Source organism: Nocardia sp. (genome assembly GCF_025465275.1).
Taxonomy (GTDB): Bacteria; Actinomycetota; Actinomycetes; order Mycobacteriales; family Mycobacteriaceae; genus Nocardia.
In genome coordinates this window covers 1-19,840 of sequence record NZ_JAODNK010000076.1, presented here as the reverse complement: position 1 = coordinate 19,840, position 19,840 = coordinate 1, and the positions used below count along the sequence as shown (strand labels likewise).

The 19,840-nt window shown below is 67.3% G+C and carries 15 protein-coding genes; 11 read left to right on the top strand and 4 right to left on the bottom strand.

From position 1 onward, the window contains the following. Positions 1–15 precede the first annotated feature (15 nt). The 4 genes from JWN03_RS18670 to JWN03_RS18655 all read left to right on the top strand — a co-directional run bounded on the left by JWN03_RS18670 (position 16) and on the right by JWN03_RS18655 (position 6,012). A complete protein-coding gene (locus tag JWN03_RS18670; protein WP_297616292.1) occupies positions 16–876 on the top strand; it encodes a transglutaminase family protein in 861 nt (286 codons plus the stop codon). A 3-nt stretch (positions 877–879) separates the two neighbouring features. After that, on the top strand, positions 880–1,902 hold the full coding sequence (locus tag JWN03_RS18665; RefSeq protein WP_297616290.1) for a zinc-binding metallopeptidase family protein: 1,023 nt from the start codon (positions 880–882) through the stop codon (positions 1,900–1,902). Positions 1,903–2,077: 175 nt separating this feature from the next. Then, positions 2,078–3,880 carry a 2-isopropylmalate synthase gene (gene leuA, locus JWN03_RS18660; protein WP_297616288.1) on the top strand — a complete coding sequence of 601 codons (1,803 nt, stop codon included), beginning with the start codon at positions 2,078–2,080 and terminating at the stop codon, positions 3,878–3,880. Positions 3,881–4,146: 266 nt separating this feature from the next. After that, the gene (locus JWN03_RS18655; RefSeq protein ID WP_297616286.1) at positions 4,147–6,012 is read left to right on the top strand and encodes a MinD/ParA family ATP-binding protein; all 1,866 of its coding nucleotides are present in this window, start codon (positions 4,147–4,149) and stop codon (positions 6,010–6,012) included. A 366-nt stretch (positions 6,013–6,378) separates the two neighbouring features. Here the strand turns inward: JWN03_RS18655 and JWN03_RS18650 are convergent, their stop codons facing one another. Together JWN03_RS18650 and JWN03_RS18645 are read right to left on the bottom strand one after the other, a co-directional pair. Continuing rightward, complete coding sequence (locus tag JWN03_RS18650; RefSeq protein ID WP_297616284.1) at positions 6,379–7,368, bottom strand: LLM class F420-dependent oxidoreductase; 990 nt, start codon at positions 7,366–7,368, stop codon at positions 6,379–6,381. 217 nt (positions 7,369–7,585) lie between these two features. Then, a complete protein-coding gene (locus JWN03_RS18645) occupies positions 7,586–8,497 on the bottom strand; it encodes a LysR family transcriptional regulator (protein ID WP_297616330.1) in 912 nt (303 codons plus the stop codon). Positions 8,498–9,081: 584 nt separating this feature from the next. Here JWN03_RS18645 and JWN03_RS18640 point away from each other — a divergent pair. From JWN03_RS18640 to JWN03_RS18610, 7 genes are all read left to right on the top strand, one after another. Continuing rightward, positions 9,082–10,038 carry an EamA family transporter gene (locus JWN03_RS18640; RefSeq protein WP_297616281.1) on the top strand — a complete coding sequence of 319 codons (957 nt, stop codon included), beginning with the start codon at positions 9,082–9,084 and terminating at the stop codon, positions 10,036–10,038. A 130-nt stretch (positions 10,039–10,168) separates the two neighbouring features. Then, the gene (locus JWN03_RS18635; RefSeq protein ID WP_297616279.1) at positions 10,169–11,920 is read left to right on the top strand and encodes a hydroxysqualene dehydroxylase; all 1,752 of its coding nucleotides are present in this window, start codon (positions 10,169–10,171) and stop codon (positions 11,918–11,920) included. Between the two features lie 56 nt (positions 11,921–11,976). Next, a complete protein-coding gene (locus JWN03_RS18630; protein ID WP_297616276.1) occupies positions 11,977–12,597 on the top strand; it encodes a pyridoxamine 5'-phosphate oxidase family protein in 621 nt (206 codons plus the stop codon). A gap of 108 nt (positions 12,598–12,705) precedes the next feature. Next, positions 12,706–13,953: a Mur ligase family protein gene (locus JWN03_RS18625; protein WP_297616273.1), complete on the top strand. Its 1,248-nt coding sequence runs from the start codon at positions 12,706–12,708 to the stop codon at positions 13,951–13,953. Positions 13,954–14,026: 73 nt separating this feature from the next. Then, positions 14,027–14,737, top strand: coding sequence for a type 1 glutamine amidotransferase (locus JWN03_RS18620; protein ID WP_297616270.1), 711 nt, complete (start codon positions 14,027–14,029; stop codon positions 14,735–14,737). 510 nt (positions 14,738–15,247) lie between these two features. Continuing rightward, positions 15,248–16,876: a GMC oxidoreductase gene (locus JWN03_RS18615; protein ID WP_297616267.1), complete on the top strand. Its 1,629-nt coding sequence runs from the start codon at positions 15,248–15,250 to the stop codon at positions 16,874–16,876. 129 nt (positions 16,877–17,005) lie between these two features. Next, complete coding sequence (locus tag JWN03_RS18610) at positions 17,006–17,788, top strand: ion transporter (protein WP_297616264.1); 783 nt, start codon at positions 17,006–17,008, stop codon at positions 17,786–17,788. A gap of 3 nt (positions 17,789–17,791) precedes the next feature. On the opposite strand, the gene JWN03_RS18605 is transcribed toward JWN03_RS18610, so the two are convergent. Beyond that, positions 17,792–18,997, bottom strand: a complete 1,206-nt coding sequence (locus JWN03_RS18605; RefSeq protein WP_297616327.1) for a low temperature requirement protein A — start codon at positions 18,995–18,997, stop codon at positions 17,792–17,794. A gap of 202 nt (positions 18,998–19,199) precedes the next feature. Then, on the bottom strand, positions 19,200–19,760 hold the full coding sequence (locus JWN03_RS18600) for an SRPBCC family protein (protein ID WP_297616262.1): 561 nt from the start codon (positions 19,758–19,760) through the stop codon (positions 19,200–19,202). Positions 19,761–19,840: the final 80 nt, after the last annotated feature.

The window sequence follows — 19,840 nt, the reverse complement described above, 5'->3', positions numbered from 1 at the left end:
CGCCGCTATCGGGTAGTGCATCGCACGATCTACGTGTACTCGGACGGGGTTTCCAGTTCCTACGGTCGCGCCTATCTGACGCCCCGCGAATTCCCTGGTCAGCGCTCACTGTCGCACGACGTTCGGATCGATCCGGTGCCCTCGGACCGTTCGGTCGGCGCGGATGTGTACGGCAATACCACCCTGTATTTTCATGTCACCGCCGAGCATCGCCGCCTGGAGGTGACCGGCGAATCGATGGTGGAGGTGACCAGCCGGCTCCCGCCGCCGGATTCCAAACCGTGGGAGCATGCCCGCCCGGGCATCGAAAACGGCCCGCTCGCAGTGGAATTCACGCTCGATCTGAATCCGCCGGAAATCAACCCGGAGATCGCCGCCTATGCCGCCGAATCCTTCCCGCCGGGCCGCCCGCTACTCGACGCGGTCACCGAGCTGACGGCCCGGATCTACACCGACTTCACCTACAAATCCGGTTCCACCACCGTGAGCACCCGCGTCGCCGATGTCTTTATCGCGCGCAAAGGCGTCTGCCAGGATTTCGCCCGCCTCGGCATTGCCTGCCTGCGCTCCCAGGGTCTGGCCGCCCGCTACGTCTCCGGCTACCTCGCCACCAATCCGCCACCCGGCAAGCCCCGCCTGATCGGCGCGGACGCCACGCACGCCTGGGCGGCGGTCTGGCTGCCGGACGATACCGCCGGCGACGGCCACTGGATCGACTTCGACCCCACCAACAATAAATTCGCCGACGAGCGCTACGTGACCCTGGCCTGGGGTCGCGACTACGCGGACGTGCCGCCGGTGCGCGGCATCATCTACACCGACGCGAAGGAAAGCACCATCACCGTGTCCGTCGACGTCGCTCCAGTCGAGGTGTGAGTTATGCGTGATTTCAACTGTCCCCGTTGCGGCCAGCGCTTGGCTTTCGAAAACTCCCTCTGCCTGAGCTGCGGCAGTTCGCTCGGGTTCAGCCTGACCGAGCGGGCACTACTGGTGCTGGCGAGCGAATCCGCGCCCGCGAGCGGTGGCATCGTGGATATCGCGGCCTTCCGCCTGTGCGATAACCAGCATGTGGCGCAATGCAATTGGCTGGTCCCGAACGGCCCCGGCCAGGTGCTGTGCGAATCCTGCCGCCTCACCCGCACCCGCCCCGCCGACCAGGATGACAAATGGCTTGTCGCCTTCGGGGAGGCCGAAACCGCCAAACGCCGCCTGGTCCTGGAGCTCACCGAACTCGGCCTGCCGATAGTGGATCGGGTCGCCGATCCGGAGTTCGGCCTCGCCTTCGACCTGCTGGCCAGTGGTGAGGAGCCGATCATGACCGGCCACGACAACGGCGTCATCACCCTCGATCTGGCAGAGAGTGATGACGTGCACCGCGAGCAACTCCGCATCGAGATGGACGAGCCGTACCGCACCCTGCTCGGTCACTTCCGCCACGAGATCGGCCACTACTACTTCCCGGTCCTGGTCTCCGACGCGGATCTGGACCGCGCCCGTGCCCTGTTCGGCGACCCTTTCGCCGACTATCAGGAGGCCCTGGACCGGCACTACTCCGTGGGCCCGCCGCCCGGCTGGGAATCGGACCACGTCTCCTCGTACGCGACCATGCACCCCGCCGAGGACTGGGCCGAAACCTTCGCCCACTACCTGCACATCCGTGACACCTTGGACACCGCAGCGGCTTTCGGATTCGCTCCGGCCGCCGCGACCTTGGACCGCCCGCAGATCGGCCAGGCCGGTTTCGACCGCATCATCGAATTGTGGCTACCGCTGACCTGGGCGCTGAACATGGTCAACCGTTCCATGGGTCACCCCGATCTGTACCCGTTCGTACTGGCCGGACCGGTGCTCGACAAGATGAGATTCATCCATGAACTCTGTGCGCGGCCGGCAGATAGCTAGCCGGGCTTCCGGGCACTCGTTGCCGCCCTGTAAACTCGTGATCATCATGCAGCGGGCCAGCCTTCTCCTCGGCCGCCGCGACGGGGTCTGATACGGACCGGCGCCCGTCGCGGGTGCTAGTCGTGCCGGTCTACCCCACCCCTGGGATCCAGCCACACTCTCGGAGATAATCGCCATGTCACCCGCTGATGCTTTCGTATCCGGCTCTCGCACGATCAATGTGCCGAGCAAGCCCGCTCCTGCCGACCAGCCTGCCTGGAACACGCAGAAGAACTCCTCCATGCCGACGTTCCGGTACCGGCCGTTCGCCGAGGAGGTCGAGCCGATTACGCTGCCCGACCGCAGCTGGCCGAACAAGATCATCGACCGCGCGCCGTCCTGGTGTGCCGTGGATCTGCGCGACGGAAATCAGGCGCTGATCGATCCGATGAGCCCGGCGCGCAAGCGCCGCATGTTCGATCTGCTGGTCCGCATGGGCTACAAGGAGATCGAGGTCGGCTTCCCGGCGGCCAGCCAGACCGACTTCGACTTCGTCCGCGAGATCATCGAGGACGGCGCGATTCCGGACGATGTCACCATTCAGGTGCTGACGCAGTCCCGGGCCGAGCTGATCGAGCGCACCTTCGAGGCGTGCGCCGGTGCGCCGCAGGCGATCGTGCACTTCTACAACTCGACCTCGATCCTGCAGCGCCGCGTGGTCTTCCGCGCGGACCGCGCGGCCGTGAAGAAGATCGCCACCGATGCCGCCACGCTGTGCCTGGAGATCGAGAAGAAGTACCCGGACACCAACTGGCGCTACGAGTACAGCCCGGAGTCCTACACCGGCACCGAGCTGGATTACGCACTGGATGTGTGTGATTCGGTCTCCGCGATCATTGCGCCGACTCCCCAGAAGCCGCTGATCATCAACCTGCCGGCGACCGTGGAGATGGCGACCCCGAACGTCTACGCCGATTCCATCGAGTGGATGAGCCGCAATCTGGCTCGCCGCGATTCCATCGTGCTGTCGCTGCATCCGCACAATGACCGCGGTACCGCCGTGGCCGCCGCCGAGCTGGGCTACCAGGCCGGTGCGGATCGCATCGAGGGCTGCCTGTTCGGCAATGGTGAGCGCACCGGCAATGTCTGCCTGGTGACGCTGGGGATGAATCTGTTCTCGCGCGGTGTCGATCCGCAGATCGACTTCAGCAATATCGACGAGATCCGCCGCACGGTCGAATACTGCAACCAGCTGCCGGTGGCCGAGCGCCACCCGTACGGCGGCGACCTGGTCTACACCGCGTTCTCCGGATCGCATCAGGACGCCATCAACAAGGGCCTGGACGCCATGAAGTACGCCGCGGACGCCGCGGATTCCGATGTGGCCGATATGACCTGGGCGGTCCCGTACCTGCCCATCGACCCGAAGGATGTCGGCCGCACGTACGAGGCCGTCATCCGGGTGAATTCGCAGTCCGGCAAGGGCGGCGTCGCCTACATCATGAAGACCGATCACGGGCTGGTGCTGCCGCGCCGCCTGCAGATCGAGTTCTCGCAGGCCGTGCAGAAGATCACCGACGGTGAGGGCGGCGAGGTCACCCCGAAGGAGATGTGGGATGTCTTCTCCGAGGAGTACCTGACCCCGATCCTGCCGCTGGAGCGCATCCGCCAGAAGGTCACCGCCTCCGAACTGGATGGCGGCGTCGATCACATCGAGGCCGTGGTCAAGGTGGACGGCGTCGAACAGGCCATCTCCGGTGAGGGCAACGGCCCGCTCGCCTCCTTCGTGGACGCGCTGGCCACCATCGCCTACGACGTCCGCGTGCTGGACTACAGCGAGCACGCCATGTCCTCCGGTGACGACGCCCAGGCCGCGGCCTACGTCGAATGCGCCATCGGCGACAAGGTGACCTGGGGCGTGGGTATCGCCACCTCCATCACCACCGCGTCCCTGCGTGCGGTAGTTTCCGCAGTCAACCGCGCGGCCCGCGAGAGCTGAGTACCGTCGTATAGAGCCCGCTCCGGACTATCGGGGCGGGCTCGATCGGTTTCGGACCGATTGGTCCGGGGAGGGCGACCACGCCTGCGCCCCAAAGCTTTTCATAGCCGATTCGCATAACCACTTCGGTGAACTCTCGGTTGCGGTGCAGTTGCAGGGGGGTGCGAAGGTTTACCAGGGCCGGGTATGGCCCGGTCGGCAATGCTAGCGTTGGGACGCATTAGCGCCGAGCTCTCTGTTCGAGCTGTCGAGCAGATGGGGGACACGTGACCACGAACGATCAGAATTCGAAGTCGAAGCCCGCCCCGGGCACGACGGTGGATGGCGACGACGTCAAGGACGACGCCGCATCCGCCGGGGTTGTGCCGGAGTCGGGTAAGGCCGGGCCGGAGTCTCCGGTCGAGGGGGAGCAGCCGGGGTCGGGGTTCTTCCCGCCGGTTCCCGACTCGATCGAGCAGACCACCGTCTTCCCGGCCGAGAGTGTGGGGCAGTTCGCGCCGCCGTACGGCCAGGGGCAGCCGGGTGGGCAGCAGCCGAACCCGTTCGCGCCCGGGCCACACGGTGACGGGCCGAATCCCTTCGCGCCCGGCGGGTTCCCGCCGGCGGGGCCGTACGGCGCTCCGGGTCCGTTCGCGGGCGGTCCGAACGGACCGTTCGAGGGGCAGGGTCCGTTCGCCGGGCCCGGGCCGAACGGTCCAGGCGGGCAGTTCCAGCCGGGTTTCCAGCACTCCGGCAATCATCAGATGCCCGATGCGGGGCAGTTCGCGCCGCCGCCGAATCCCGGTGCGCCGGGTGCGTTTCCGCCGCCCGAGGGGACGTACGGCGAAGTCCGTGACAACACCCCGTACGGCGAGATCCGGCAGGAAATCGGCAGCGACGGCATGGTTCGCCGAGTGTTTCCCGATCAGCCCGCGCCGCCGGAGCAGCCCGGTGCGCCGGGGCCGGACGGAGTGCCCGGACAGTTCGGTGGACCGGGGCAGCCGGGGCAGTTCGCGCCGGGCAATGATCAGCCGGGTGGGCCGATCTACAGCTGGTCCCCGCCGCCCGCGCAGCCGCAGCCGCCGATGCAGCAGGGCGGACAGCCGCCGATGCAGCCGGGTGGTTATCCGCCGCAGGGCTGGAACGGTCAGCCGCCGCAGGGTTTTCCGATGCAGCAGGGCGGTTTTCAGCCGCCGCCGCCTCCGGGGCATTCGGTCAATGATCTGAACCTGTTGAAGCGGGCACGTCGTGCACCGCGCAGCGGGTGGCGGCGGGCCGTGCACAAGGCCTCCGGCGGTGTGATCAACCCGGGCGAGTCGCCCGCGGATGTGGTGCACGCGCAGCTGGTGGATCGGGTCAATCAGCCGGTGCGCGGTGACTACCGCATTGCGATCCTGTCGCTCAAGGGTGGTGTCGGAAAGACCACCACCACAGTCGGTCTCGGCTCTACCTTCGCTTCCGAGCGCGGTGACCGGGTCATTGCCATCGACGCCAACCCCGACCTGGGCACCCTGGCCCACCGGGTGCCGCGGCAGACCCGCTCCACGGTGCGGAACCTGCTGGAGGACAGCCACATCTCCCGCTACTCCGATGTGCGCGCCCACACCTCGCAGGCGCCCAGCCGTCTCGAAGTGCTTGCCAGCGAGCAGGATCCGGCGGTGTCGGAGGCGTTCAGCGAGGCCGATTACCGCAAGGCCATCGGCATCCTGCAGCAGTTCTACAACATCATCCTCACCGACTGCGGTACCGGACTCATGCATTCGGCCATGTCGGGCGTGCTGGATATGGCGAGCTCACTGGTGCTGGTGACCTCACCGGCCATCGACGGTGCGCGCAGCGCCTCGGCGACGCTGGACTGGCTCGATCACCACGGCTACCACAAGCTGGTGGAGCGAACCGTGGTGGTGGTCAACGCTTCTCGCAAGGGTTCCTCGACCGTGGACCTGGACCAGCTCCGCAAGCTCTTCCTGGACCGCACCCGCGCAGTCCAGGTGGTCCCCTTCGACGATCACCTCGCCGAAGGCGCGGAGATCGACCTCGAACTGGTAGGCAAACCCACCCGCCAAGCCCTCCTCGAACTGGCCGCCATGGTCGCCGACGACTTCGGCTACCACGCCACCAGACAGGGCCAGCCCCCGTACCAGCAGCGCTGACCCGAACCGCAACACAAACCAACGCCCCGCAGCAACAAGCTGCGGGGCGTTTCCCGTCCACCACCCGCAATGCAACGCAGGCGCATGTCCCCTCGTCATCCCGGCATATTTTCGGCCGGGATCCACACCCGCACCGGCCGCCGAGTCAGTGCGCCGCGCACTGGTCGGCGTCGTGCGCACGAAATCGCCGTCGATTCCGTGCGCACCATGCGATTTCGTGCGCGGGCAGCGGGATCGGGCTGGTGCGGCGGGTGATCGAGGTGGCAACCGATTGCGCGCACCGAACAACCCGTGTCCTGACCGGACAGCCTTTGCAAGGACTGTTCGGGGGGACACGGGCTGTTCGGTCAAGTGGTGCCGGGGTGGTCAGGCGTGGACGAGGGGGGAGAGGGCGCGGCCGGCGAGTTCTACGGTGCCGGGCTCGTGACCGCCGGTGACGAGGTTGACGATGAGGCCGTCGATGCCGTGGTCGAGGACTCGGGATTGGAATTGTTCGGCGACCTCGTCGGGGGTGCCGACGAATTGGCGGTCGGCGGGGGACTGGCGCAGGGCCTCGGCGGGCATGGAGGACAGGTCGGCAATGCCTTGGCGGGCAAGCAGATCGGCCTGGACCTTGCGGGCGCGGTCGCCATCCTCATCGACGATGACGAAGGCCAGGAAGCTGGTTTCCAGAGTCTTCGGATCGCGGCCGGCCTCGTCGAGGCGGGCGTGCAGGGCCTCGAGTTTGCGGGGGAGCTCGGAGGCATTGCAGATGATGTTGAGGTGGTCGGCGAAGCGGGCGGCCAGGGCGAAGGTCTTCTTCTCGCCGCCGCCGCCGAGCATGATCGGCAGATCGTCCCGGACGCGCGGCTCGTTCATGGCGTCCTTGGTCTGGTACCACTTGCCGTCGAAGGTGGACTGCCGGCCGCGCAGCATGGGCGTAATGATCTGGAGGGCTTCCTCGAGGCGTTCGAAGCGCTCGGTGAAGGTGCCGAATTCGAAGCCGTAGGCCTGGTGCTCCAGCTCGAACCAGCCCGCGCCGATACCGAGCACGGCCCGCCCCTGGCTCACCACATCCAGGGTGGTGACGGTCTTGGCGGTGAGCGCCGGATTGCGGTAGGTATTGCCGGTCACCAAGGCGGACAACTGGATTCGCTCGGTGGAGGCGGCCAGGCCGGACAGCGCGGTATACGCCTCCAGCATGGGTTCGCTGGGCGCGCCGATCAGCGGCAACTGATAGAAGTGGTCCATTACGAAGGCGGCGTCGAATCCCGCGGCCTCCGCCTCGCGCGCCTGCGCGACAACCGCCGGGAACAGCTCGCGCGGCGCTACCCCGTAGCTGAAGTTGGGCATCTGGTATCCGAGACGAATGCTCATGAGCTCAACGCTAGGACCTGGAGTGCACTCCAAGTCAAGACCTGCCCCACTCGTCGTCGTGTCGGCGGTGGGTTCGGCGGCCGGGCGGCATCGGCGGCACAGCGGCCGCCGGTGGTGTTGTCCAACCGAACCGTTGAATCATCCTCCGCGGTATACATTCAAGTGCGCAACGGGTGAGGGACCGCCGCCGGGTGCGGTGAATAACCCAGGGGCGCAGTTATTTCCGTGATTCGCCAGGCTCGGTCGCACGGCGGGCGGCGGTGTGGAAGGCCGCCAGAACCGTTGCGACGGCGGGACGCTTCTCGGCGTGCGGGCGGGTGGCCAGGTCGTAGAGGCGGGCGGCGCGGACGCCGGCCAGGCGGAGCATGACCACGTCCGGGTGACGTACGGCGTGGCGCGGCATGAGGGCGATGCCGTAGCCCGAGGCGACCAGGGCTTCGATGACGGTGAAGTCGTTGAGCCGCTGGGCAATTCGGGGTTGCACGCCGGTGACGGTGGCGATGGAGCGCAGCACGTCGTCGACCGGGAATCCGCCGCGCACGCTCAGCCAGGTCTCGTCGGCGAGTTCGGCGGGCACCACCGCGCCGTGTTTGGCCAGTCGATGGTTCGGCCCGACCACCACGTCGATCGGCTCCCGCATGAGTACCCGCGACGCCACCCGCGGCCCGCTGATCGATGCCGCACGCTCATCGCGATGGGTGAGCACCACGTCGTAATCGGCCAGCAATCGTGGCACTTCGATCGACGGCACGTCCTCGTCCCGGGCCACCATCTCTACTCCGCTGTCGGCCAATTCGGCCAGCACCCGCGGCAGCAACAGCGCGGCCCCCGACGGGAACAGCGCCACCCGCACCTCCCCCCGTGGCGATCCGCGATAGGACGCCATCTCCGCCGCCGCCTTGTCCATGGCCGCCAGCACCTCATCGGCCCGCACCACCAGCGCTCGCCCCGCATCGGTCAACCGCACCCGCCGCCCATCCGGCTCCAGCAGGGCCACCCCTGCCTCCCGCGCCAGCACCTTCAACTGCTGCGAAACCGCCGACGGCGTCATCGACAACGCCGCCGCCACCGCGGCCACCGTCCCCCGATCCGCCAACTCCCGCAAAACCCGCAACCGCTCCACCGCCATCCCTGCTCCGCCGCGGCCCTGGCCGAGCTCCGAATCATCCACGCGCACTGTGCCGTCCGGTCCCGTGCGGGATCCTCTGCCTGCGTCGGGCGGGTGGGAAGCGCTGGCGTTCCCGGCACCCGAAGTCGGGCCACCTGGCAGCGTGCCGGTATCGGAAGACTCGCTATTGGTCTCAGCGCGGGACGTTTCGGCCGCATGCTCGTCGTTGCCGAGGGAGGCTGCCTCGCCGCGCCCGAGGCTCGTGCGCGCGCCCGATGTCTTTTGCCTGCGTGTGGCGGTAGTGGACGGCTTGTGGGCGGTGTCCGCTACGCCGGCGTCGGCGGTCGCGCCGCGAGTGCTGTGGTCGGCGGCCGCTGAGGTGATTCGGCGGGGCCGAGCGGGGGTGCGCGGGGCGGGGTCGGGGGTTGCCGAGGCGGGGTCGGGTGGGAGGGCGGCGGTTGGTGGTTGGATGCGGCGTGGGGGTGGGACGGTGCGGGGTGGGTGGGGTGTGGGGTCTTCAGGGTGGGGCATAGGTAAGTTTTACTACATTGTTGGTGTGGATATATTCGATTGTTCTTACCTATTGGTGGCCTCAGTATTCGGGTATGACCAATCGTGATCGGGTGCTCGGGCTGGCCGTTGTGGTGCTGTGGGGACTGAACTTTCTGGCTATTCGGGTGGGGCTCGACCACTTTCCGCCGTTCTTCTTCGCGGGATTGCGGTTCGCGGTGATCGCGGTGCCCGTGCTGATTTTCGTGCCGCGGCCGCAGGTGCCGTGGCGGTGGCTGCTGCTGTACGGCGTGGGCTTCGGGATTCTGCAGTTCGCCTTGCTGTTCACGGCCATGCGGGAGGGCATGCCGACCGGCCTGTCTTCGCTGGTGTTGCAGTCGTCGGCGCCGTTCACGGTGCTGCTGGGCGCGGTGTTCCTGCGGGAGCGGCTGCGCGGGATCCAGCTGCTGGGTATCGCGGTCGCCCTGGCGGGGATGGGCGTGATCGGCTGGGACCGGTCGCACCATGCCGCGCTGCTGCCGGTGCTGCTGACGCTGGCGGCCGGGCTGGGCTGGGCGTTTGGCAACCTCGGATCCCGCTTGGCCGCAGCCGAATCCGCGGGACCGGCGGTGAACCCCCTGCATCTCACGCTGTGGATGGCGGTGGTACCGCCGCTGCCGATGTTCGCGCTCTCCACGCTCACCGAGGGCCCGACCACCGGATGGCACGATCTGGCCGCCTCCTTCTCGATGAGCGGCTGGCCGGCCTTCGCCGCACTGGCCTACATCGTGCTGCTCGGCACGATCGCGGGCTCGGGATTGTGGACGTATCTGATGAGCCGCTACCCGGCGAGCACGGTGGCGCCGCTGTCGCTGGGCGTGCCGGTGGTGGGCATCGCCGCCTCCTGGGCTTTCCTGCACGAGACGCCGTCAGGGCTGTCGCTTGTGGGCGCGGCGATAGTCATCGCAGGCGCGTTCACAGCAACCTCGGCAGGGCGTCGAACGGTCTCGACGCCCAGCTCTGAGCCCCGGTCGGTGCCGACGGAACCCGCCCCCCGGCTCGTCGAGGCCTAGCGAACGGCCGGCATCCTCGCAAAATCCGCAGACTCGCGGTACGAAAAAAGCGACCCTACGGACCCACTGCCGGTTCCTGCTGCCTAGGATTCCCCCCAGGCGTGGGAGGTAGGGAATGGCTGGACAGCGTATGTCCGTCACACGGCGGACGGTGCTGCGTGGCGCGGTCGCGGCCGGTGCGATGGCCGGGGCGGCCGCAACACTGCGCCCCACCGCCGCGGTCGCCGATCCGGGTCGTCGAGTGGTGGTGCTCGGCGGCGGTGTCGCCGGCCTGACCGCCGCGCACGAACTGGCCGAGCGCGGTTTCGATGTGACCGTGTACGAGCGCCGCGCGCTGGGCGGGAAAGCGCGCAGCATCGCGGTACCCGGCAGCGGCAGCGGCGGCCGCCCGGAACTGTGGGGCGAGCACGGCTTCCGCTTCTTTCCCGGCTTCTACAAGCACATTCCCGACACCATGCGGCGAATCCCGTTCGCGGGCAATGCGAACGGGGTGTGGGACAACCTGGTCGCGGCTCCCGAGGCGCGTTTCTCGCGGCAGAACGCCCCGGACACCATCATCCCGATGGGCCGATCCGGGAAACCGTGGGCCACACCGGACGATTTCCGGGAGACCGTCGGTTCGGCCATCAGCACCAGCACCAAGATGACCGACACCGATGCCCTGTACTTCGCCAACCGCCTGCTGGTCTTCAATACCAGCTGCGATGCCCGCCGCTACGGGCAGTGGGACAAAGTGGCGTGGCGCGAATATGTAGGCGCGGGAAGGCGTTCCACCGAGTTCCGCATGCTGCTCTCGCGCACGCTGACCACGCTGCTGGTGGCCGCCAAGGACGATCTGGCCAGCACCCTCACCATCGGCAATATGGGCGAGCAGTTCCTCGGCAATCCGCTCGAGGTCGGCAATGACGGCGCCCTGGACCGGCTGCTGAACGGCGCCACCAATGAGGCCTGGATCAATCCGTGGGTGGCGCGGCTACGCGAATTGGGCGTGAAGTTCGTCAGTGCCGAGGTGCGCGGCCTCGAGGTCGCGGACGGTCGTATTTCCGCCGCCCGCATTGTTGATGCCTCGGGCTCGGCGCAGCAGGTCGACGCCGACTACTTCGTGACCGCTCTCTCCACCGAGGTGGCCCGCACCCTGTGGACGCCCGAAATCCTCGCGCTGCGACCGGATTTGGCGGGCATGAGCCAGCTCATGGTGGATTGGATGACCGGCATCCAGTTCTTCATGCGCACCCAGACCGATATCGCGCGCGGCCATGTCGCCTATGTGGATTCCCCGTGGTCGCTGACTTCCATTGCGCAGAACCAGTTCTGGAACCGCACCCCGCTGCCCGGCTTCGGCGACGGGTCCGTGCAGGACTGCCTGTCGGTCGACATCTCAGACTGGAACACCCCGGGAATGCTGTACGGCAAACCCGCCAAAGAGTGCTCGCCCGACGAGATTTCGCGTGAGGTATGGGCACAGCTCAAGGCGCACCTCAATGACGAGCGCGTGCTGCTGCGCGATGAGGACCTGCACTCCTGGTTCCTGGACACCGGTATTACCTGGGATGCGGGGCAGCATCGCAATGCCAATGCCGATCCGCTGCTGATCAATACCGCGGGCTCCTGGGCGCTGCGCCCGGTATCGCATACGGCGGATCTCGAAAACCTGTTCCTGGCAGGCGATTACGTGCGCACCAATGTGGACCTGGCCACCATGGAAGGCGCCTCGGAGGCGGCGCGGACAGCGGTGAACGCACTGCTGGACGTGAGCGGTTCGGATGCGCCGCGCTGCAAGCTGTTCACCCTGTACCGGGCCGCGGAACTGGAACCGTTCCGGCAGATGGACATCGCGCGGTACGCGGCGGGACAGTCGAACCTGTTCGACGCACCGCTCTAGCGACATTCCGCACAAACCACTGGCCCCGGACCGCGGTGCACGCGTTCAATCGAGTCATGAGCGAGATCACCGATCCGGCCGAACTGCGGGAACTGCTGGGCGCGCCGACGCCCCGCGCCATCGCCAAGGAGCGGGTCGCACTGCACCCGCGGGACCGGGAGTGGATCGCCAACTCCCCGTTCGTGGTGCTGGCCACCAGCGATGCGGACGGCAACTGTGACGCCTCGCCCAAGGGTGATCCGGCCGGTTTCGTGCGCGTACTGGACGACAAGACCATCGCCATTCCGGAGCGCCCGGGCAATCGCCGCGCGGACGGCTACCTCAATATTCTGGTCAATCCGCATGTGGGCGTGATCTTCCTGATTCCGGGGCGTGGTGAGACCCTGCGGGTCAACGGCCGCGCGCGCCTGGTGCGCGACGCACCGTACTTCGACGACATGGTGGTGCGCGGGCATCGGCCCATCCTCGCCATCGAGGTGCGGATCGAGCAGATCTTCCTGCACTGCGCCAAGGCATTCCTGCGCAGCGGGCTGTGGAAGCCGGAGCAGTGGCCGGTCGACACCCTGCCCAACCAGGCGCGACTGGTGAAGGAATTGCAGCCGGACAGCACCGAGACGCTGGAGCAATTGGAGAAGCACTACTCACACACGTACGAGGAGCTGCTCTACAAGTCCTGATCGGCGACACGCCTGAGGTACGCGGTGGAACCGTGGTGCGGCGCAGCTCACGCCGAATCCGGCGATACCGCCTGCGCAGCAACCGGGTCGCACCAATAAACTCGCGGCGTGGCAGACATCTCGGTACGCGGCAAGCTGGCGTTGCGGGCAGCAACGGCGGCCTCATGGGCTTCGCAGCAGGCCGGGCGCGGTAAGGGATCGATGATCGGCGGCCTGATCGCGCTGAAGATCGACCCGACGATCATGGCCCAGCTGGGCCGTGGCCGCCGCACGGTGCTGGTGACCGGCACCAATGGCAAGTCCACCACCACGCGCATGACCACCGCCGCGCTGCAGACGCTCGGTGCGGTCGCGACGCAGGCGGACGGCGCGAATATGGATGCCGGAATCGTGGCCGCGCTCACCGCGAATCGCACCGCGGCGCTGGCGGCGATCGAGGTGGACGAGCTGCATCTGCCGCATGTGGCCGATGCGCTGGATCCGGCCGTGGTGGTGCTGCTCAATCTTTCCCGTGACCAGCTGGACCGGGTCGGCGAGATCAATATGATCGAACGCCGCCTGCGCGCCGGTATGGCCCGGCATCCGGACACCGTGCTCATCGCCAACTGTGATGACGTGCTGGTGACCTCGATCGCCTACGACCATCCCAATGTGGTGTGGTTGTCGGCCGGTAGCGGCTGGTCGGTGGATGCCACCAGCTGCCCGCGCAGTGGTGAGCCCATCATGTGGGAGGGCGACCACTGGTACAGCACCGGAACGGATTTCAAGCGCCCGGAGCCGCAGTGGCGGGTGGACGAGCACACGCTGTACGGGCCCGAGGGGCTGGAATTGCCGCTCACCCTTGCACTTCCGGGCCGCGCCAATCGTGGCAACGCCGCCCAGGCGGTGGCGGCAGCCGTGGCGATGGGCGCCGATGCGGCGGCCGCCGCGCAGGCCACGGGGACCGTCGACGAGATCGCGGGCCGCTATCGCACCGTCGAAGTCGACGGCCGCAACGCGCGCCTGCTGCTGGCCAAGAATCCGGCCGGCTGGCAGGAGGCGCTGTCCATGATCGACCCTGCCGCAACGGGTTTGGTGATCGCCGTGAACGGCCAGGTGCCCGACGGCGAGGATCTGTCCTGGCTGTGGGACGTGCGTTTCGAACACTTCGAGGGCACCCAGGTGGTCGCGGCGGGCGAGCGCGCCACCGACCTGGCGGTGCGCCTGACGTACGCCGGGGTGGAGCACACGACGGTCGCGGATCCCTTGCGCGCCATCGCATCCTGTCCACCGGGGCAGGTGGAAGTACTCGCCAATTACACGGCATTCCGGGACCTGAACCGCGATCTCGAAGTGAAGGCGAAGGCCCGGGCATGAGTGAGCGAAGCGAACGAATCATGACACAGCGTGCATCGCGCATGACCGAGCCGAGCGCTAGCGAGGTTCGGGCATGAGTGAATCGACCGTACGCATCGGCCTGGTGCTGCCCGATGTCATGGGTACCTACGGCGACGGCGGCAATGCGCTGGTGCTGCGCCAGCGCCTGCGCATGCGGGGCCACGACGCCGAAATCGTCGAAATCACCCTGGCCGACCCGGTTCCCGACTCGCTCGACCTCTACACCCTCGGCGGTGCGGAGGATTCCGCGCAGCGCCTGGCCACCCGGCACCTGCAGAAGTACCCCGGTATGCAGCAGGCCGCCCAGCGCGGTGCGCCGATCCTCGCCATCTGTGCCGCCATCCAGGTGCTCGGCCACTGGTACGAAACCTCCTCGGGTGAGCGCGTGGACGGCGTCGGCCTCTTCGACGTCACCACCTCCCCCCAGGACAAGCGCGCCATCGGCGAGGTGGCCACCCAGCCCCTGCTCCCCGGCCTCACCCAGCCCCTCAGCGGCTTCGAAAACCACCGCGGCGGAACCAAACTCGGCGGCGACGCCACCGCCCTCGCGCGCGTCACCAAGGGCATCGGCAACGGCGTAGGCGATGGCATGGAGGGCGTAGTCCAAGGCTCCGTCCTCGGCACCTACATGCACGGCCCCGCCCTGGCCCGCAACCCCGAACTCGCCGACTACCTCCTGGCCCGCGCCCTCGGCGTCGATTCCCTTCCCCCCCTTGCCCTCCCGGAAGTAGACCAACTCCGCCGCGAGCGCCTCCGCGCCTGACCCGCAGCCGGTCCATCCCGACCGAACAGCCCGTCTCCGAACAGCGCAGCTCCTATCACGCTGTGCCGTCGGGACGCGCGTTGTGTGGTCGCGACGCAACAGTTCATCTCGACGGAACAGCCTGTCTCTGAACGGCGCAGCACCTATACACGCTGTGCCGTCGGGACGCGCGCTGTGTGGTCCCGACGCAACAGCTCATCTCGACGGAACAGCCTGTCTCCCAACGGCGCAGCTTGTATGCGCGCTGTGCTGTGGGGACGCGCGCTGTATGTCGCGACGGAACAGCTCATCTTGACGGAACAGCCCGTGTCTGAACGGCGCAGCTTGTGTGCGTGCTGTGGCGTTCAGGCTCGGGCTGTGTGGTTCCTGGTGGCGGTTGCCTAGCACGGTTTGGGCGTGACGCATAGCAGACACGCATGACCGGGTGGTCTGGTGTTGCCGAATGTGTTGTTGCGGGGGCGGGTGGGCGGTAGTGTCGCGCGCGGCCTACTTGATGAGGGAGGTGGCCGCTTGCGCAGGCGCGCCGTGTTGAAAGCTGCCGGATTGGCGGCTTTGCTCGCGGGCGCGGGATCGGGTGCCGCTGTGCGCGGCGCCGGTGTCGCGTCGGCAAATCCGTTGTGGAACGCGCTCTTTCAGGCGTGGGTGCCGGAAATCTTCGCACCGCTACCCGATCCGCCGGAGCACTCCGAGGCCATTGTCATCGGGTCCGGATTCGGGGCGGCCGTGACGGCGTTGCGACTTGCCGAGGCCGGGGTGCAGAACACGGTGCTGGAGCGCGGCTCGCGGTGGCCGAATGATCCCTGGCGGGAGATCTTCACCGGCGACGATCTGCCGGACGGGCGCGGCTTCTGGCATCGCACGAGTTTCACCGGCGTCACCAAGGTGCCCATGCCGTTCAGCGATTTCGGCGGCGTCCTGGATGTCACCGAATTCGCCGGCATCGATGTGTGGCGCGGTGCGGCGGTCGGCGGCGGGTCGATCGTCTTCACCGGCGCGATGGTGGCCCCCCCGAAGCATCTGTTCGACTCGGTGTTCGGCGGCATCGTCGACTACGACGAACTCGACCGCGTCTACTACCCGCGCGTGCGGGACATGCTGCGACTGAGCACCATGCCGGCCGACGTCTACAACTCCGTGCCGTTCACGCATTCCCGGGTGTGGGACCAGCAGGTCCGGGCCGCGGGTTATGAACCGCAGGCCAATGATTCGATCTTCAACTGGGATATGCTGCGCGCCGAACTGGCGGGCAACTCGCGCCCCTCGGCGACCGCCGCACGCAGCAATCTCGGCAATTCCAACGGCGCGAAGTTCGATCTGAACCAGAACTATCTGCGTTACGCCGAAGGCACCGGACGCTCGGCGATCTTCCCGGGGCACCGGGTGGACTCCATCGGCCAGGATGCCAATGGCAAGTACGTGGTATCGGTGACCAAGCTGGCGCCCGCCGGTCAGGTGCTCGCCACCCGCACCCTCACCTGTGACCGCCTGTTCCTGGGCGCGGGCTCGGTCGGCACCTCCGAACTGCTGGTGCGGGCCCAGGCCACCGGCGCGCTGCCGCGGCTGAACGAGCATATCGGCGACGGCTGGGGCACCAATGGTGATGTGGTGCTCGCCCGCGCCGAGAGCTCGCTGGCGGGCGTCGGCAGCGGTGTGCCCAGCGCCAGCCGCATCGCAGACGAATCCGGTATGCCCCTGACCCTCGAAAACTGGTATGTGCCGGGCATTCCGGTGGACACCGGCGCGATCGCCTCGCTCGGTATCGCGCTGGATCCGACCCGCGCCCGCTTCGGCTACGACGCTGCCCGCAATGCGGTCGGTCTGTCCTGGCCGCGGGGCGCACAGGGCGAGGTCGTCGGCGCCTGCCGCGCGGTCGATCGCCGGATCGCCGAGCGCGCCGGTTCCATCGTCGACTACGCCCCGATCGGCTACGACGCCAATGCGGCTTTCACCGCCCACCCGCTCGGCGGCGCAGTGCTCGGGCAGGCGACCGATGCGAACGGGCGGGTGATCGGCCATCCGGGTCTGTACGTCATGGACGGCGCTGCCATCCCCGGCAGTACGGCCACGGTGAACCCGGCGCTCACGATTACCGCACTCGCAGAACGCAATATCGAAGCGATCATCCGCGCGGGCCGATAGCTGGACCACGGGCTGCGGTGTTGCCGAACATCACCGCAGCCCGAAACTCGCGGAATTGCTCGGAGCTCACGGGTGGTTCAGCTGGGCCAATTACGCTGGCGGAGGCCATTCGATGAGGAAGGGGTCCGCGTGATCGAGGTCAGTGAACCGGAGGCGGGGGAATTCCCACACAAGCCGCCTGCCCTGTGGACGGATCTCTTCATGCTGGCCCTGGCCGTGGTGTCGGTCGCGCTGGTCACCTGGGTGACGTTCTTCCCGGTGGCGGACGACACCTACCGGACGATCCGGTACATCGACTACAGCATCTGCGCGGCCTTCGCGATCGAGTTCCTGTGGCGCTGGCGGCACGAGGGCTGGAGTTGGACGTTCCCGTTCATCTACTGGTACGAGGTACTGGGCATGGTCCCGGTGACCAGCCCGTTCTTCCGCGGCTTCCGTCTGCTGCGCGTCGTGGCGATCGCGGTCCGGGTGGCCCGGGTGGCAGATCGCGCCTTCGGTGACCGGGTCACGGCGGCGGTGGTGAACCGCTTCGTCGGCACCATCGTCGACATCGTCAAGCGCCCTGTCACCATTGCCGTCCTGGACGAGGTCGGCGATGTCCTGCGCACCGGCCATTACACCCAAAATATCGCGAATGCGCTGGAGGAGAACCGGGGTGAGATCAACCAGATGATGCTGGACCTCATCCAGCAGGATCCCCAGCTGGGCCGGGTGCGGTATTTCCCGTTCCACGAGGAGATCATTCACGGCATCACCGATGCCAGCTTCCGCATCATCCTGCAGGTGCTCGCCGATCCCCGCACCGACGAGCTGGTAGCGGATGCGCTGCGGGAGAACGTGACTCAGATGCGCGCCGCGGTGCACGCCGGAGTGCGGGTGCCGGAGTCGGTGAACAACCGGCTCCCGCAATAATTCTCAGCCTCCGTGCCGGACGCGCTCGCGCTTCTGCGCGTACGCCACCACCTCCCAGACGATGAGCGCGAGCAGAACCGCGCACAGCATCCCCAGCGATCCCAGCGCCGGCAGCGCGGTCGCGGGCCAGATGAGCGCCAGCAGCGCCACAGCCGCCACCAGACGCGGTATGAGGACTTTGTGTGTCGCGGAGTACCGGAAACCCACCAGGGCCACCAGATAGGCCACCACGCCGCCGTAGAGGGCGTACAGCGGGATGCCGTACAGCGCGTCGTTCAGCGAATGCCCCTGTGCCCCGCCCACATAGCTGAGCACCTTCTTCAAACCCAAGGACATGGCGACGATCCCGGCGATCATCGGAAAGTGCCAGTAGGTGTAGCAACCGCGCGCGATCTGCACCCGCCGCTCCCCGGTGGAGTGCTCGAGCTCATGCTCCACCACGATCGACGCCACATCGAAGTACGCCCACCACAGCAGCCCCGAAACGGCCAGCCCCAGCATCGATCCCAGCGTGATCGCCCAGGAGATGGGCAGTCCGGCCACACCCACGCCGATGGAGACGATGGATTCGCCCAGCGCGATGATGACGATCAGCCCGTACCGCTCGGCGAAATGCTTGGCGGAGTTGAGCCGCCACTCATTGCCGGAGAACGCCGTCCACAGCATGTCCCAGGCGAGCGCGCCCAGCCACAGTCCGATCTGCGCGCCGCCGTTGTAGTGCGCGCCGAGCAGCAGCAGCGCACCGCCGATGGTGAGTGATCCACTCGCCCAGCGCACGACCTGTCCGCGCAGTTGCTCGTCCTCGGCACTGGCCAGCCAGAACACCCACAGGTGGATCAGCCGTGCCACCAGATAGGCGATGACGAAGACCAGCGGCCCATACCAGCCGCCCGGAAGATCATGGAAGGCCTCGGGAATGGTGAGCGCGATGAGGAACGACGCGCCCATGGCCACGAACATGGCCACCCGGGCAATGCCCTCATCGGCCTTGACCACATTGCCGAGCCACGAGTAGCCGATCCACATCCACCACAGCAGCATGAGGATGACCAGGGCCCGCAGCAGATTCACCGCAGTGGTCTCATGGGCGGCGAGATCGGTGACCATGGTGAAGGCGAAGACGATCACCAGGTCGAAGAACAGTTCGAGTTGGGTGACCGAGCCGTCCTCGGACACCAGGGTCATTCGGGATCGTTGCGCACCGGGCATGGCGGACATATTGCAGTGTCCAGGGCTCGAAAGACAGTGTCAGCGACGCGTGTTCGCGCTCGGCATGATCACAACCGCGGTGATGTGGGCGTCAGGGTCACGTGACACGAGGCGCGGTGTCCTGTAGAGACCGAGCATCCGGTGTCACGCAAAACGGGCCGTCGGCGTCACGCAAAACGGGCGGTCGGCGTCATGCGCAGTGTCAGGCGGTCCCGAAGCCCGGTTCGAAGCTGCCGCCGTAATGCAGTGGCGGCGTATAGGTTGCGGGCTCGTAGCCGGCCTGCTCGGTGTACGGCGGTTCATCGGCTTCGGAGAGTCCCTCGATGCCGGTGACCGTCTCGACGAAGGCGACAAAATTGTCGATGGTGACTTCGCCCTCGCGCCGCGCACTGCGCTTGAGCAGCATGCCCGGCGCGGGAATCGGCAGGTAAACCTCGGTGTGGTACCAGACCTCGGTGCAGCCGTCCTCGGTCTCGGCGAGGTCGAACCAGCCCTGGCCGCCGGCGCCCGCGCTGCTCTCGGAGACCTTCCAGGCCACCCGGTTCTCGGTGCAGGTGTATTCCACGACCTGCCGGTCGGGCCGTCCCATCAGACTCGCGGAGACGTACACCTTCTTCGGACGGCCCAAGGTGTCACGGGTGGCGACGCGGACGTCCTGATGGGCGGGTGACCAGTCGGGGAGTTGCTCGACCATGAGCAACGCCTCCATCACTTGATCGGGATCGATGTCGATGATGAAGCGGTGATCAGTCTTAGTGCGCATACCTACCCTCCAGCTTGGGCACCGATTGTGACCAGCGTCGCTCGCGGAGTCAACTGTGTCGCATACCGATCGGTCCTGTC